General features: G+C 72.5%; 15 protein-coding genes. 12 read left to right on the top strand and 3 right to left on the bottom strand.

The features are described from left to right. The first annotated feature begins 4 nt into the window (after positions 1-4). A complete protein-coding gene (gene hemW, locus ACQPXD_RS47400) occupies positions 5-1,201 on the top strand; it encodes a radical SAM family heme chaperone HemW (protein WP_432830247.1) in 1,197 nt (398 codons plus the stop codon). Between the two features lie 53 nt (positions 1,202-1,254). Here the strand turns inward: hemW and ACQPXD_RS47395 are convergent, their stop codons facing one another. Then, a complete protein-coding gene (locus ACQPXD_RS47395; protein WP_432830245.1) occupies positions 1,255-1,827 on the bottom strand; it encodes a DUF4870 domain-containing protein in 573 nt (190 codons plus the stop codon). A gap of 184 nt (positions 1,828-2,011) precedes the next feature. On the opposite strand from ACQPXD_RS47395, the gene hrcA reads away from it, so the two are divergent. The 6 genes from hrcA to ACQPXD_RS47365 all read left to right on the top strand — a co-directional run bounded on the left by hrcA (position 2,012) and on the right by ACQPXD_RS47365 (position 6,915). Next, a complete protein-coding gene (hrcA, locus tag ACQPXD_RS47390) occupies positions 2,012-3,034 on the top strand; it encodes a heat-inducible transcriptional repressor HrcA (protein ID WP_432830243.1) in 1,023 nt (340 codons plus the stop codon). A 26-nt stretch (positions 3,035-3,060) separates the two neighbouring features. Further along, positions 3,061-4,185 carry a molecular chaperone DnaJ gene (gene dnaJ, locus ACQPXD_RS47385; protein ID WP_432830241.1) on the top strand — a complete coding sequence of 375 codons (1,125 nt, stop codon included), beginning with the start codon at positions 3,061-3,063 and terminating at the stop codon, positions 4,183-4,185. Continuing rightward, positions 4,182-4,880, top strand: a complete 699-nt coding sequence (locus ACQPXD_RS47380) for a 16S rRNA (uracil(1498)-N(3))-methyltransferase (RefSeq protein WP_432830239.1) — start codon at positions 4,182-4,184, stop codon at positions 4,878-4,880. Before dnaJ ends, ACQPXD_RS47380 begins: the two co-directional genes overlap by 4 nt. A 63-nt stretch (positions 4,881-4,943) precedes the next feature. Continuing rightward, positions 4,944-6,038: a helix-turn-helix domain-containing protein gene (locus ACQPXD_RS47375; RefSeq protein ID WP_432830237.1), complete on the top strand. Its 1,095-nt coding sequence runs from the start codon at positions 4,944-4,946 to the stop codon at positions 6,036-6,038. Next, positions 6,035-6,592 (top strand): hypothetical protein, encoded by a 558-nt coding sequence (locus ACQPXD_RS47370; protein ID WP_432830236.1) that lies wholly within the window; start codon positions 6,035-6,037, stop codon positions 6,590-6,592. Before ACQPXD_RS47375 ends, ACQPXD_RS47370 begins: the two co-directional genes overlap by 4 nt. Before the next feature lie 155 nt (positions 6,593-6,747). After that, a complete protein-coding gene (locus ACQPXD_RS47365) occupies positions 6,748-6,915 on the top strand; it encodes a hypothetical protein (protein WP_432830234.1) in 168 nt (55 codons plus the stop codon). Here the strand turns inward: ACQPXD_RS47365 and ACQPXD_RS47360 are convergent. Continuing rightward, the gene (locus tag ACQPXD_RS47360) at positions 6,903-7,628 is read right to left on the bottom strand and encodes an SDR family NAD(P)-dependent oxidoreductase (protein ID WP_432830232.1); all 726 of its coding nucleotides are present in this window, start codon (positions 7,626-7,628) and stop codon (positions 6,903-6,905) included. The genes ACQPXD_RS47365 and ACQPXD_RS47360 overlap by 13 nt on opposite strands. A gap of 66 nt (positions 7,629-7,694) precedes the next feature. On the opposite strand from ACQPXD_RS47360, the gene ACQPXD_RS47355 reads away from it, so the two are divergent. Continuing rightward, positions 7,695-9,053 (top strand): serine hydrolase domain-containing protein, encoded by a 1,359-nt coding sequence (locus tag ACQPXD_RS47355; protein ID WP_432830230.1) that lies wholly within the window; start codon positions 7,695-7,697, stop codon positions 9,051-9,053. On the opposite strand, the gene ACQPXD_RS47350 is transcribed toward ACQPXD_RS47355, so the two are convergent. Continuing rightward, entirely contained in the window at positions 9,040-9,825 is a 786-nt protein-coding gene (locus ACQPXD_RS47350) for a VOC family protein (protein ID WP_432830228.1), read from the bottom strand. The two genes, ACQPXD_RS47355 and ACQPXD_RS47350, sit on opposite strands and share 14 nt — an antisense overlap. Positions 9,826-10,059: 234 nt before the next feature. On the opposite strand from ACQPXD_RS47350, the gene ACQPXD_RS47345 reads away from it, so the two are divergent. The 4 genes from ACQPXD_RS47345 (at position 10,060) to ACQPXD_RS47330 (ending at position 13,277) form a co-directional block, all read left to right on the top strand. Further along, positions 10,060-11,133 (top strand): PhoH family protein, encoded by a 1,074-nt coding sequence (locus ACQPXD_RS47345; RefSeq protein WP_432830226.1) that lies wholly within the window; start codon positions 10,060-10,062, stop codon positions 11,131-11,133. A 14-nt stretch (positions 11,134-11,147) separates the two neighbouring features. Next, positions 11,148-11,603, top strand: coding sequence for an rRNA maturation RNase YbeY (gene ybeY / locus ACQPXD_RS47340; RefSeq protein WP_432830224.1), 456 nt, complete (start codon positions 11,148-11,150; stop codon positions 11,601-11,603). Between the two features lie 68 nt (positions 11,604-11,671). Beyond that, positions 11,672-12,931 (top strand): hemolysin family protein, encoded by a 1,260-nt coding sequence (locus tag ACQPXD_RS47335; protein WP_432844218.1) that lies wholly within the window; start codon positions 11,672-11,674, stop codon positions 12,929-12,931. Continuing rightward, on the top strand, positions 12,924-13,277 hold the full coding sequence (locus ACQPXD_RS47330) for a cytidine deaminase (protein ID WP_432830222.1): 354 nt from the start codon (positions 12,924-12,926) through the stop codon (positions 13,275-13,277). The genes ACQPXD_RS47335 and ACQPXD_RS47330 overlap by 8 nt, the downstream gene beginning before the upstream one ends.

Below are 13,277 nucleotides of genomic sequence, written 5' to 3'. Positions count from 1 at the left end.
TGAGGTGCCAGGAGTACTGCCAGAAGGTGAGCCGGTCCCGCGCGACGGCGCGTTGCCCGGCGGGGTCGCCGACGGCGCCGGGCGGGCGGGCTTCGGCGTCTACGTCCACGTGCCCTTCTGCGCCACGCGGTGCGGCTACTGCGACTTCAACACCTACACGGCCGGCGAGGGCGTGCTCAGTGACGGCTACGCCGGGCAGGTGCTCGACGAGCTCGCCCTGGCCGCCAAGGTGGTCCGGCCGCCGCGGGTCGACACCGTCTTCTTCGGCGGCGGCACGCCGACCCTGCTGCCCCCGGCGGAGCTGGGCCGCATCCTGGAGGGCATCGACCGCACCTGGGGCCTGGCCGCCGGGGCCGAGGTGACCACCGAGGCCAACCCCGAGTCGGTCGACCGGGCCGCGCTGCGCGAGCTGCGGGCGGCCGGGTTCAACCGGATCTCGCTCGGCATGCAGTCCGTCGCGCCGCACGTGCTGGCCGTGCTGGACCGCCGGCACACGCCCGGCCGGCCGGCGCAGGCGGCGGGCGAGGCCCGGGCCGCCGGGTTCGACCGGGTGAATCTTGATTTGATCTACGGTACTCCGGGTGAGCGGCCGGAGGACTTCGCCGACTCGCTGCGCACGGTCGTGGACGCCGGGGCCGACCACGTCAGCGCGTATGCGCTGATCGTCGAGGACGGCACGCGTATGGCGGCCCGGATGCGCCGCGGTGAGCTGCCGTATCCGGACGACGACGTGGCCGCCGACCGGTACATCGCCGCCGACGAGGCCCTGGCCGCGGCCGGGTTCGCCTGGTACGAGGTGTCGAACTGGTCCAAGGACTCGCCGTGTCGGCACAACGAGCTCTACTGGCGGGGCGGCGACTGGTGGGGCTTCGGGCCCGGCGCGCACAGCCACGTCGGCGGCGTGCGCTGGTGGAACGTCAAGCACCCGCACGCCTACGCCGCGCGGCTCGCGGACGCGGCGTCGCCGGGGCAGGCACGTGAGGTACTGACGCCGCAAGAACGGCACCTGGAGGACGTGCTGCTGCGCATCCGGCTCGCCGACGGGCTGCCGCTGGCGGTGCTGGACGCCGCCGGGCTGGCCGGCGCGCGGGACTGCCTGGCCGACGGGCAGCTGGAGCCGGCCGCGTTCGAGGCGGGCCGGGCGGTGCTCACGCTACGTGGCCGGCTGCTCGCCGACGGGGTGGCGCGCGCCCTGACCTGAGCGGTTTTCAGGGCGGCCGCCGGGGGTGACGGCCGCCCTACGCGCAGAGCTGCTTACTTGATCAGGCGGACCGTTGCCGGGTAGCGGTAGAGCTCCCCGTTGTTCGCCTTCATGCCGGCGATGACCGCGAACACGACGATGAAGATCCAGACCAGGAACGGCAGGAAGACGAGGATGCCGAACGAGCAGACGCTGAGGATCACCGCGATGATCATCGCGACGCCCCAGGTGATCTGGAAGTTCAGCGCCTCGTTTGCGTGCGCCTTGACGGTCGGCGACTCGTTGCCCTTGGCCAGCAGCGCCACCAGCGGGGCGATGAAGCCCACGATGATGCCGCCGAAGTGGGCGATCAGCGCCCAGGTCTTCTCGTCGCTGTTCGCGTAGCCGACCGGGGCGCCGGGTGCGCCGGGTGCGCCGTACGCGCCGGGCTGCTGGTAGCCGTAGGCGTTGCCGGGCTGCTGGTACCCCGGCTGCTGATAACCGGGCTGCTGGTACCCCGGCTGCTGGTACCCCGCGCCCGAGGTCGGCGGCGGGGGGTAGGCGCCGCCGCCGCTGGTGGGCGGCGGGACATAGTTGGGGTCTGACGGCGAGCCGTATTCCCCCGGGGGGCGAGGTGGTTCACTCATGACGGCCACGGTAAGGGGACCGATCAAGTGACGCCAGCGACACGACATGACTTCTTTTGGACAAGTTTTGCCCGGTCCTGGCCTGGTGCCGCACATCGTGCGCAAAACGATCATCGCGTGAGCGCGCACGCCTGACGTAGACTGGCACTCACTAGATGGGAGTGCCAGTCCCGGAGGAGGTGCCATGGCCCTTGACGAGCGGAAGCTTGAAGTGCTGCGCGCCATCGTCGAGGACTACGTCGCCACCCAGGAGCCGGTCGGCAGCAAGGCCCTCGTCGAGCGGCACAACCTGCGCGTCTCCCCGGCGACCGTGCGCAACGACATGGCCGTGCTGGAGGAGGAGGGGTACATCCGCCAGCCGCACACCAGCGCCGGCCGGGTGCCCACCGACGCCGGCTACCGGCTCTTCGTCGACAAACTCTCCCGGGTCAAGCCGCTCAGCCAGGCCGAGCGCCGGGCGATCGAGCGGTTCCTGATCGGCGCGGTCGACCTCGACGACGTCGTCCACCGCACCGTCCGGCTGCTCGCGCAGCTCACCCGGCAGGTCGCCGTGGTGCAGTATCCGAGCCTGTCCCGGGCCAGCGTGCGGCACTTCGAGCTGGTCCCGATCTCCACCACGCGGCTCATGGTGGTGATGATCGCCGAGACCGGCCGGGTGGAGCAGCGCCTCGTGGACCTGCCCCGCCCGATCCTCTCCGACGACGTCACCGAGCTGCGCCGGTTGATCAACGACAAGCTGGTCGGCAAGCGGCTGGCCGACACCCCGCCGCTGGTGCTGGCGCTCGTCGAAGAGGCGGCGGCCGACCTGCGGCCCCCGATGACGGCCCTGTCCACCGTGCTGCTGGAGACGCTGGTCGAGCGGTCCGAGGAGCGCATCGCGCTCGCCGGCACCGCCAACCTCGCCCGGGGCGGCCTGCTGGACTTCCAGGGCTCGCTGCGGCCCATCCTCGAGGCGCTCGAGGAGGAGGTCATCCTGCTCAAGCTCTTCGGCGAGGTCGAGCCCAGCATCACCCGGGTCCGCATCGGCGACGAGAACGAGATCGAAGACCTGCGGACCGCGTCGATCGTGGCCACCGGCTACGGACCCGGCTCGATGGTCGTCGGCGGGATGGGCGTCCTCGGCCCGACCCGCATGGACTACCCCGGAAACATCGCGACCGTGCGGGCCGTTGCACGCTACGTCGGCGACCTGCTGGCACAGAGTTGACATCTATCTCAGGGGTATAGGACTCAGTGGCGAAGGACTATTACGGGATTCTCGGCGTCAAGCGGGACTCCACAGCCGATGAGATCAAGCGGGCCTACCGTCGGTTGGCCCGCGAATTTCACCCGGACGTCAATCCCGACCCGGCGGCGCAGGAGAAGTTCAAGGAGATCAACGCGGCCTACGAGGTCCTCTCCGACCCGCGCAAGCGCGAGATGGTGGACCTGGGCGGCGACCCGCTGGCCCCCAGCGGCGGCGGTGGCGGCCCGGCCGGCGGCGCGTTCGTCGGCTTCCAGGACATCATGGACGCCTTCTTCGGCACCCAGTCCGCCCGCGGGCCGCGCCCCCGGGTGCGCCCCGGCGCCGACGCGATCCTGCGCCTCGACCTCGACCTGCACGAGACGGCGTTCGGCGTCGAGGCGCCGATCCAGGTCGACACCGCCGTCGTGTGTTCCACCTGCACCGGCGCCGGCACCGCGCCCGGCACCCACCCGCAGACCTGCGAGATCTGCGGCGGCCGCGGCGAGGTCCAGTCGGTCCAGCGCACCTTCCTCGGCCAGGTCGTCTCGGCCCGCCCGTGCTCGGCCTGCCAGGGCTTCGGCACCGTCATCCCGCACCCGTGCGCGACCTGCGGCGGCGACGGCCGGGTCCGCACCCGCCGCTCCCTGACGGTCAAGATCCCCTCCGGCGTCGAGGACGGCATGCGCATCCGCCTCGCCCAGCAGGGCGAGGTCGGCCCCGGCGGCGGCCCGCCCGGCGACCTCTACGTGGAGATCCACGAGCGCCCCCACGACGTGTACTCGCGCAAGGACGACGACCTGCACTGCCGGGTCACCGTGCCGATGACCGCCGCGGCGCTGGGCACCCGCCTGACCATCAAGACCCTCGACGGCGAGGAAACGGTCGAGGTCAAGGCCGGCACCCAGCCGACCTCCACCCTGCGCATCCGCGGCAAGGGCGTCCCCCACCTGCGCGGCGCCGGCCGCGGCGACCTCTACGTCCACCTGGACGTGCGCACCCCGACCCGGCTGGAGCCGGAGCAGGAGCGGCTGCTGCGCGAGTTCGCCCGCAGCCGCGGCGAGGAGGTCGCCGAGCTGTCGAAACAGGGCGGCTTCTTCTCCCGGATGCGCGACGCCTTCAACGGCCACGCGTGAGCCTGCCGCTGTTCCTGGTCGCCGAGTTGCCCGCCGCCGGCAGTTTCGTGCTGAGCGGTACGGAGGGACACCACGCGGCCGACGTGCAGCGCCTTGCCCCGGGTGAGGCGCTGCTGCTCTGCGACGGCCGCGGCGGCCTGACCCGCGCCGTCGTCACGGCGGCCCGCAAGGGCGCGCTCGACCTCACCCTGGACGCCCCCACGCACGTGCCGCCCCCCGACCCGTCGATCACCGTCGTCCAGGGCATCGCCAAGGGCGAGCGCGGCGAACTGGCCGTGCAACTGCTCACCGAGGTCGGCGCCGACCGGATCGTGCCCTGGCAGGCCACCCGCAGTATCGCCCGCTGGAAGGACGCCAAGCCCCTCGAGCGCTGGCAGTCCACCGCCCGCGAGGCCGCCAAGCAGTCCCGCCGCGCCTGGCTGCCCCCGGTCGAGCAGGCCCGGACGACGAAGCAGCTCGCCCTCACCGGCACCGTCCTGGTCCTGCACGAGGAGGCCGCCGAGCCCCTGTCGGCCGTGCCCCTCCCCGAGACCGGCGAGATCACCCTGGTCGTCGGCCCGGAGGGCGGCGTCGCCCCGGAGGAACTGCCGCTGCTCGGCGGCACCCCGGTCCGCCTCGGCCACGAGGTCCTGCGCACCTCAACGGCGGGCGCCGCCGCCGTATCCGCCCTCTCCATCCGCCTCGGCCGCTGGTGACCGATCGGGGCTCCGCTCCGCGACGTGTTAGCTGGGGCACGCCGATTGTGCGATTATCGCAACATGGTGGAGTCCCAGGACTGGAGCATGGTGGGCGACCGCATTCGCGCGGCGCGCGTCGCCGCCGGCCTGACCCAGGGTGACCTCGGTGAGCGCATCGGCCTGGACCGGACCATGGTCGCCAAGATCGAGGCGGGCACCCGGCGGATCGACGCGCTCGAGCTCGTCCGGCTCTCGTCCGCGCTGGGCCTCTCCATGGCGCATTTCCTGGAGCCGCCACCGGCCGTGCTGTCGCGGCGGAGCGTGACGCTCACCGACGACACCGACAGTGAGGTCGCCCGCGAGTCGGCCGCGCTGGAGGCCGCGCTCGCGGAATGGATGCGAGACCTGCGACAACTGATCGACTCCGGGCATCTGGCGCTGCCGCCGCTGCTGCGATACCCGCAGCCGGTCGCGTCCGTAGCGGATGCGCGGCTCGCGGCCGGCTGGGTTCGAAGGCAGCTGGACATCGGCGACGGCCCGATCGAGAGCATGCTGAGCCTGTGCGAACGCGCCGGCCAGTTCGCCGTCGTCACCGGCGTGAAGGGCGATGGCGCATCGGCCGTCGACGGCGCGCTCGCGGCCGCCGTCATCAGCGTGCGAGGCGACCCGGGCCGGCGACGCGCGACCGCCGCACACGAGCTGGGCCACCTCGTGCTCGGCGACGAGTACTCGAGCGATCTCGGGGTCCACGCCTCGCGCGCCGACCGGGAAGCCGTCATCGACGCGTTCGCCGCCGAGCTGCTGGTGCCGGTCGCCGCGTTCGCCGCCGACGCGGCGGCATCGGCGCCGATCGCGCGGGACCGGCTGCTGCAGGTCGCCGCGCGATACCGGGCGTCATGGTCGCTGACCTGTCGCCAAGCCGAGGCCGCGGGAGTCCCGCCGGTTCCGCGCCGCTGGCTCCAGTCGGCTCCCACCCGAGCCGAGTTCCTGGAGGCGCTCGGCTTCACACCGCCGCCGGACCTCGAGTCGGTCCGGGTGCCGCCCGCGTACGCCAAGGCAGTGCTGCGCGCCTGGCGAGATGACCTGATCACCCGGGCCCGCACCATCGAACTCATGCGCGGCCAGCTGCAGGACCAGGACCTGCCGGCCGATCCGGACGCCGACCTCGCGCCATGACGACCGATTTCGCCCAACCCGCCGGTCCCGGCCCCATCTGCTTCGACAGCATGTGCCTGTCCGGCTTCGCCGGTGCCGACCGCCTGGACGTTCTCCGCGACCTGCTGGTCGGCTGGGAGTGCTGGACGACGTCGGTGGTCCGCAGCGAGCTGAGCGACGGCGTGGCCGCGCACCCGCACCTGGCTCGAGCGCTGGAAGTCGACTGGATGCGGGTCGCGACGCTGGATTCGCTGGCGGAACTCCAGGCGTTCGTGAAATGGACACGGTGGCTGGGCGCCGGCGAACACGGCCTCGGCGAGGCCAGCGTCCTCGCCGCGGCCGAGCTCAGGCACGGCATCGCGATCACGGACGATCGCGGCGCCGTGAAGGTCGCGCGCAAGCACGGGGCGCAGGTCCACGGCACGCTGTGGCTCATCGCCCAGTTCTGCAGGGCGGGCAAGCTGACCGAGCCGAGCGCCGGGCGGCTCGTAGATGCTCTACGCGCCGACGGCATGCGGCTGCCGTGCTCCGGCGACGGGTTTCCGGCCTTCGCGAGGCAGCACGGCCTGCTGTAACGCCAACTCCGCACCTCAATGGCAGGCGCCGCCGCTGTATCCGCCCTCTCCATCTGCTTCGGCCGCTGGTGACCACCCTGCCCTCCGATGGCGGATTGAGCTGGCGCTATTTGTCCGGCTTATACTGGCCTGGCGTTGAAAGCGGAGGACGAGTCATGACCGAGGCCGCGAACTGGCGGGACGTCAAGGCGAAGGCTCGCGTTGTCGACCCCGGCTGGGACAGCGCCGAGCGCGTGGCGCGCCGCCGGCGGATGCGTGAGCAAATGTTGCCGCCCTCGGGCAGCGGCGACGAGCAGGCCGGGAACGGCGCTCAGCGGAAGTAGCTGGCGCCGTTGAGGTCGAGGATGGCGCCGGAGGTCCATTCGGAGTCCGGGGAGGCCAGGAACAGCACGGCGGCGGCGACCTCCTCCGGGCGGGCGACCCGGTCGAAGGGGCTCTGGGCGCGGATCGCGGCGCCCTCCGGCGAGTCGACCAGGGAGCGGACCATGTCCGTGGCGACGAAGCCCGGGGCCACCGCGGTCACCGCGATGCCCCGCGGGGCCAGGGCGCGGGCCAGGCTCTGGGTCATCGAGTTGAGCCCGGCCTTCGCGGCGCCGTAGGCCGGGTGGTCCGGCTCGCCGCGGTAGGCGCCGCGGGAGCTCACGTTCACGATCCGGCCGCCGGGGGGCAGGTGGCGGGCCGCGCACCAGCACACGTTGGCCGGGCCGAGCAGGTCGACCGCCACGGTCTCGCGCCAGGCGGCCAGCCACTCGTCGTAGTCCGTCTCGAGGATCTTGTGCTCCAGGTAGACCGCGGCGTTGTTCACCACCACGTCCAGGCCGCCCAGGGCGGTCGCGGCCGTGTCGACCAGCGCGCGGGTCGCCTCCGGGTCGGCCAGGTCGCCGCGGACCACCACGTGGCCCTCGCCCGGCAGGCCCGGGTCGCCCGGGGCGCGGCGGTGCACCGCCACCCGGTCGCCGCGCTCCGCGAACGCGCGGGCGACCGCGGCGCCGATCCCGCGGGCCGCGCCGGTCACCAGCACCCTGCGAGCAGCCATACCGGTACCCTAAACGCCAAGATCCGGCAGTTGCGAGCCCGGATGCGAGTCAGAGGATGCCGGCTCATGAGCATTTCCCAGCGGTACGAGCGGATGATCCGCCGCGTCCAGGCCGACGCCCGGGTCCCGGCACTCAGCGTCGCGATCCACCGCGCCGACCGGCCACTGTGGACCTTCCAGGTCGGTGAGGGGGTCGACGCCGGCAGCCAGCTGCGGATGGGATCGATCACCAAGACGTTCACCGCCGTGCTCGTCATGCAGTGCCGCGACGAGGGCCTGCTCGACCTCGACGACCAGATCGCCCGCCACCTGCCGGTCAAGGCCCACGGCGAGCTCACCGTCGGGCGCATGCTGTCGCACCTGTCCGGCCTGCAGCGCGAGCCGTTCGGCGACATCTGGGACACCATGCAGGCGCCCGACCTGGAGACGCTGCTCGCCCAGCTCGACCGGGCCGAGCAGGTGCTGCGCCCCGGCCTGCGCTTCCACTACTCCAACCTGGCCGTCGCCCTGCTCGGCCACCTCGTCGGCCGGCTGCGCGGCGGCACCTGGGAAGAGGTCCTGCGCGAGCGCATCCTCGAGCCCCTCGCCCTGCACGACACCGCGGCCGACCCGCAGCGGCCGGTCACCGGCTACCAGGTCGATGCCTGGTCCGACTACGCCCACCCCGAGCCGCCCGACAACTTCGGCGCCATCGGCCCGGCCGCCCAGCTGTGGAGCACCGCCGCCGACCTGGCCCGCTGGGCCGCCTTCCTGGCCGATCCGCGCGAGATGGACCCCAACGGCACCGTGCTCGCCGCCGCGACCGTCGAGGAGATGCGGGCGCCGCAGGCCGTCACCGAGGACGTCCTCTGGGCCCGCGGCTTCGGCCTGGGCCTCATCCTGCACCCGCAGCCGGGCGCCGAGCGGGTCGTGCACGTCGGGCACGACGGCGCGATGCCCGGGTTCCTGGCCGGCGCCTACGGCCGGGCCGGCGGGGCCGACACCCCCAAAGCGCTGGCCGTGGCGAGTCTTGGCTCATCGGGTACCGCCGGGGAAATCTGCGAACTGCCGCACGAACTGCTCGCCGCCGTCGTCGAGCACGACCCCGCGGACATCGCGCCCTGGGTCCCCGGCCCGCCGGCGCCGCAGCGGTTCCGTTCGGCGCTCGGGCGCTGGTGGAGCGAGGGCAACGAGTACACCTTCAGCTGGCGCGACGGCGCCCTGCACGCCCGGTCGGTCGAGCAGCCCGGCAAGCGGCCGCCGGCCGTGTTCGCGCCGGTCGACGGCGAGCCCGACGTGCTGCGCACCGTCTCCGGCCGGGAGACGGGCGAACTGCTGCGGCTCACCCGCGACGCCGACGGGACGGTCGTGCTGATGCACTGGGCGACCTACCGGTTCACCCGCGGGCAGGAGGCTTTCGACGGGTACCGCTTCATCGGGAAATGATCGTGAAAACGGCGCCGTTCGGGTCCTCGATCACGGCCAGGCGGCCGTGCGGGGAGCCGAACGGGCCGTGCTGCACCCGGCCGCCCGCGGCCAGCACCCGGTCGGCGGCCGCGTCCGTGTCGTCGGTGGCGAAGTAGACCGTCCAGTGCGCCGGGACGCCCGCCCAGCTCGAGTTCATCGTCAGGCGGCCGGCGACCGGGTCGGTGTCACCGAGGCTCCACGCTGAGTAGTCGAAGGGTTCGTCCCCGGGTCCGACATTACTGGGGAGGGGGGTTTGGTGGTAGCCGAAGAGGCCGTGGTAGAAGAAGTCGGTCACGGTCGGTTCCCTCGTGGTCACCTCGGCCCAGCACAGGGCGCCGTTCTCGTCGAACAGCTGCGAGCCGGTGTGCCGGCCCGGCTCCCAGGCGCCGAAGGCGGCGCCCGACGGGTCCATGGCGAAGAGCATCCGGCCGTTCTCTGGGATCTCCATCGGCGCGACCAGCAGCTTGCCGCCGTGCTCCGCGACGCGCTCGGCGGTGGCGGCCAGGTCGTGCGACATCAGGTACAGGCTCCACGCGGCCGGCAACTGCTCCGAGCCCGGCATCGGCGGGCTCATCCCGGCCACGATCCGGCCGTTCTTCAGGCACATCACGTAGTGGCCGAACTCCGCCCCGGTGTCCTCGTACGTCCACCCGAACACGGCCCCGTAGAAGTGCTGCGCGGCCGGTACGTCGGCCGCCACGACGTCCGCCCAGCACGGCTCGCCGTCGATGTACCCGGTGCGTTCGACCATCGCCTCGGCCTCCTGTCGAATCGGTCATCTGCCTCCCTACCAGCACAGCTGGGGGTGGCGCGGGCGAATCGGTGCAGACGGCATGATCGGCCGAACCGATTCGTGGCGGAAGGTCACCGGGAAAAATTGCGATCGGTACCGCGGGCGGTCAGCCGATACGATGAAGAGCCTGGACATGAGCCCAGGCTGGAGCGAGCCCGGAAGCAGGTGCTTGAGGCCCAACGCGGCCAAGGTATGACCGAGACCCCAAACCCCGTGCCGGCAGCGTCGTCGGAGCAGCCCGTGCGGGCCATCAGCAAGATCACGGTCCCCGATCCGCACGTCATGGTCAGGCTGCTCGGCGCCGGCGACGAGATTCTCAAGCTCGTCGAGCGGTCGGTGCAGAGCGATGTGCACGTGCGGGGCAACGAGATCACCATCACCGGCGCGGCGGCCGACAACGCGATGGCCGAGCGCATCTTCAGCGAACTCATCGAGCTGGTGCGCAAGGGTGAGACCCTCACCCAGGACACCGTGCGGCGCATCGTCGGCATGCTGCAGCAGAACACCGCCGAGCGGCCGGCCGAGGTCCTGACGCTCAACATCCTCTCCCGGCGCGGGCGCACCATCCGCCCCAAGACCCTGGGCCAGAAGCGCTACGTCGACTCGATCGACCAGCACACGATCGTGTTCGGCATCGGGCCCGCCGGCACCGGCAAGACCTACCTGGCCATGGCCAAGGCCGTCCAGGCGCTGCAGGCCAAGCAGGTCAACCGGATCATCCTCACCCGGCCCGCGGTCGAGGCCGGCGAGCGGCTGGGCTTCCTGCCCGGCACGCTCTACGACAAGATCGATCCGTATCTGCGCCCGCTCTACGACGCCCTGCACGACATGATCGACCCGGAGTCCATCCCCAAGCTGATGGCGGCCGGGACGATCGAGGTGGCGCCCCTGGCCTACATGCGCGGCCGCACGCTCAACGACGCCTTCATCATCCTCGACGAGGCGCAGAACACCACGCCCGAGCAGATGAAGATGTTCCTCACCCGGCTCGGCTTCGGCGCGAAGATCGTCGTCACCGGCGACGTGACCCAGGTCGATCTGCCCGGGGGGACCCGCAGCGGCCTCCGCGTCGTCCGTGAGATCCTCGACGGCGTCGAGGACGTGCACTTCGCCCAGCTCGGCAGCGCCGACGTCGTGCGCCACCGGCTGGTCAGTGAGATCGTCGATGCCTACGCCCGCTGGGACGAAGCGCAGGAGGCTCAGCAGCCGGTGCGCGCCGTCCCGGACCGCGCCGCACAGGGCGGCCGGCCCGGGCGACGCAGATAGCCACGGGAGCGCTGTTGTCCATCGAGATCGCCAACGAGTCCGGCGCCGAGGTCAACTCGGACACCATCCTCGCGGTGGCCCGGCACGCCCTCGACGAGATGGGGGTGAACCCGCTCGCCGAGCTGTCGGTGCTGCTCGTCGACGTGGAGTACATGACCGAGCTCAACCACCGCTGGATGGACGGCGAGGGCCCGACGGACGTGCTGGCCTTCCCGATGGACGAGGGCAGCGTCGACCACGGGCCCGGCGAGGGCGCCGGCGAGCCCGCCCTGCTCGGCGACATCGTGCTCTGCCCGGAGGTGGCCGCCAAGCAGGCCGCCACCGCCGGGCACGCCGCCGTCGACGAGCTGGCGCTGCTCACCGTCCACGGCATCCTGCACCTGCTCGGCTACGACCACGCGGAACCGGAGGAGGAGGCCGAGATGTTCGGCCTGCAGGCCCGGCTCCTGGAGAGCTGGCGAAGGTCCTGACCCCTGTGAGTGACGTCACACTCCTGACTGCGGCCGCCGGCCTGGTGGTGCTCGCCGGGCTGTTCGCGATGACGGACGCCGCGCTCAACGTGGTCTCCCCGGCGCGCGCCCACGAGCTCGCCCGCGAGGGCAAACCCGGCAGCGGCGCCCTCGAGGTCATCGCCGCCGACCCGGCCCGCTACATCAACCTGCTCCTGCTGCTGCGCCTGCTGTGCGAGCTGACCGCGACCACGTTCGTGGCCCTGGAGACCGCCGCGGCGGTCGGCGGCGACCGGGACTGGCTCGCCGCGCTCATCACCGCCGGGGTGATGACGGTGATCAGCTTCGTGGTGGTGGGCGTCGCGCCCCGCACCATGGGGCGCCAGCACGCCTACCACGTGGCCCGGTTCGCCGCGCCGCTGGTGCGCTGGCTCGGCACCGCCCTCGGCCCGCTCGCCCGGCTGCTCATCCTCATCGGTAACGCGGTCACGCCCGGGAAGGGCTACCGCGAGGGCCCGTTCGCCACCACGATCGAGCTGCGCGAGCTCGTCGACATCGCCGAGCAGCGCGGCGTCGTTGAGCACGGCGAGCGCGACATGATCCACTCTGTCTTCGCCCTCGGTACCACGATCGCGCGCGAGGTCATGGTGCCGCGTACCGAAATGGTGTGGATCGAGGCGCACAAGACCGTCCGCCAGGCCCTCATGCTCGCCATGCGCAGCGGCTTCTCCCGCATCCCCGTGGTCGGCGAGAACGTCGACGACGTGCTCGGCATCGTCTACCTCAAGGACGTCGTGCGCCGCACCGCCGGCGACGACGCGGCCGCCGGCGACATCCCGGTCTCCCAGGTCATGCGCGACGCCACCTTCGTGCCGGAGTCCAAGCCGGTCGACGACCTGCTCCGGGAGATGCAGGCGGCCCGCACGCACATGGCCGTCATCATCGACGAGTACGGCGGGACCGCCGGCCTGGTCACCATCGAGGACATCCTCGAGGAGATCGTCGGCGAGATCACCGACGAGTACGACGTCGCCGAGCGCCCCCCGATCGAGGAGCTGCCCGACGGCGCCGTCCGGGTCACCAGCCGCCTGCCGATCGAGGACCTCGGCGAGCTCTTCGGCGTCGAGCTGCCCGCCGACGAGGTCGAGACCGTGGCCGGGCTGCTCGCCCAGGCCCTCGGCCGCGTCCCGATCCCCGGCGCGACCGCCGTGGTCGGCGGGCTCGTGCTCGTCGCCGAGGGGGCCACCGGCCGGCGCAACCGCATCGAGACGCTGCTCGTCCGGCGGGCCGAGCCCGAGGACGAGGACCAGGCCAGCCACGAGACCGAGAGGCAGCACGCCGATGCCTGACCCCGCCACCGCCGCGCTGCCCGCCGAGGACACCAAGCTGGTGACCCTCGCCCGGGCGGCCCGCGCCCGCGTCGGCGCCGCCGAGGGCGCCGCGGTCCGCGACGGCGACGGCCGCACCTACAACGCGGCGTCCGTGTCGCTGCCGTCGCTCTCGCTCACCGCGCTGCAGCTCGCGGTCGCCGCGGCGGTCGCCTCCGGCGCGACGAAGCTCGAGGCGGCGGCGGTCGTCACCGAGGCCTCCACCCTGGACGCCCTCGGCCACGCCGCCGTCCGCGACGTGTCGCCCGCCGCGCCGATCCACCTGGCCGCCCCCGACGCCACGGTCTTCGCCACCGTCCACGACTGA

Source organism: Dactylosporangium sp. CA-092794 (genome assembly GCF_050948465.1).
In the GTDB taxonomy this organism is placed as follows: domain Bacteria; phylum Actinomycetota; class Actinomycetes; order Mycobacteriales; family Micromonosporaceae; genus Dactylosporangium.
Note: the sequence above shows the minus strand (reverse complement) of the source record. Positions and strands in the feature narration are given on the sequence as shown.

Bases quoted from the DNA above. Each gene is read 5' to 3' on its own strand.
- ACQPXD_RS47395 (WP_432830245.1), bottom strand. From the start codon at position 1,827: ATGAGTGAACCACCTCGCCCCCCGGGGGAATACGGCTCGCCGTCAGAC.
- hrcA (WP_432830243.1), top strand. From the start codon at position 2,012: ATGGCCCTTGACGAGCGGAAGCTTGAAGTGCTGCGCGCCATCGTCGAG.
- ACQPXD_RS47375 (WP_432830237.1), top strand. From the start codon at position 4,944: ATGGTGGAGTCCCAGGACTGGAGCATGGTGGGCGACCGCATTCGCGCG.
- ACQPXD_RS47370 (WP_432830236.1), top strand. From the start codon at position 6,035: ATGACGACCGATTTCGCCCAACCCGCCGGTCCCGGCCCCATCTGCTTC.
- ACQPXD_RS47365 (WP_432830234.1), top strand. From the start codon at position 6,748: ATGACCGAGGCCGCGAACTGGCGGGACGTCAAGGCGAAGGCTCGCGTT.
- ACQPXD_RS47360 (WP_432830232.1), bottom strand. From the start codon at position 7,628: ATGGCTGCTCGCAGGGTGCTGGTGACCGGCGCGGCCCGCGGGATCGGC.
- ACQPXD_RS47355 (WP_432830230.1), top strand. From the start codon at position 7,695: ATGAGCATTTCCCAGCGGTACGAGCGGATGATCCGCCGCGTCCAGGCC.
- ACQPXD_RS47350 (WP_432830228.1), bottom strand. From the start codon at position 9,825: ATGGTCGAACGCACCGGGTACATCGACGGCGAGCCGTGCTGGGCGGAC.
- ACQPXD_RS47345 (WP_432830226.1), top strand. From the start codon at position 10,060: ATGACCGAGACCCCAAACCCCGTGCCGGCAGCGTCGTCGGAGCAGCCC.
- ACQPXD_RS47335 (WP_432844218.1), top strand. From the start codon at position 11,672: ATGACGGACGCCGCGCTCAACGTGGTCTCCCCGGCGCGCGCCCACGAG.
- ACQPXD_RS47330 (WP_432830222.1), top strand. From the start codon at position 12,924: ATGCCTGACCCCGCCACCGCCGCGCTGCCCGCCGAGGACACCAAGCTG.